Annotated in this window: 1 protein-coding gene; it reads right to left on the bottom strand. The window is 59.6% G+C overall.

The features are described 5' to 3' along the window. The coding region (locus AC1DWI_RS25570) for a GHMP family kinase ATP-binding protein (protein ID WP_477726242.1) at positions 1-654 on the bottom strand (654 nt) is incomplete at both ends.

The raw sequence follows: 654 nt of genomic DNA on the forward strand, positions 1-654 counted from the left end.
GACCAGGCGCGCAGCCCTTCCTGCTCGAAACGGAATGGACGCACATTCAGGCCCAGGCTTTCGAGCTTTCCAATGAGCTCGTGTTTACGGAACGGCGTGACATAAAAAAGAAAGAAACCGCCGCCGCCGGCGCCAAGCAGCTTGCCGCCAAGGGCTCCGTGCGCGCGCGCGTCCTCATAGATTTGGTCGAGCCGGTCGTTCGATATCTTGCTGCTGAATTGGCGTTTGAGCAGCCACRACTCATGCAACGCCTGGCCGAACTGCAGCAGCCTGCCGCGCAACAGATGGTTGCGAATGCGGTAGGTGAGCTCGACATTGGTCTGCACTTTCTGCCTGATGTCATCCTGCTGCATCTGCTGGCGCTGGTCCTGGTGGATGTCGCCGGAGTCGTGTGGTGAGCCGGTATCGCAAAGTACCAGGCTTTCCTCGAGTTCGAGCTGAACATCGGCCGGTATCCGCAGCGGATGAACGATGTTCTGGTCCATCCGGAATTCCATGAAATTGAAGCCGCCAAACACCGTCGCGTACTGGTCCTGCCAGCCCCCCGCAATACCCAGATAGAGCCGCTCGGCCTGAAATGCAAGTTCCGCGATTTCGTGCGAGTCCCAGCGGTCCTGGCGGAACTGATTGAAGCAGCCAAGCACGGCTGCCGCG

Source organism: Polaromonas sp. P3_C2, assembly GCF_056402675.1.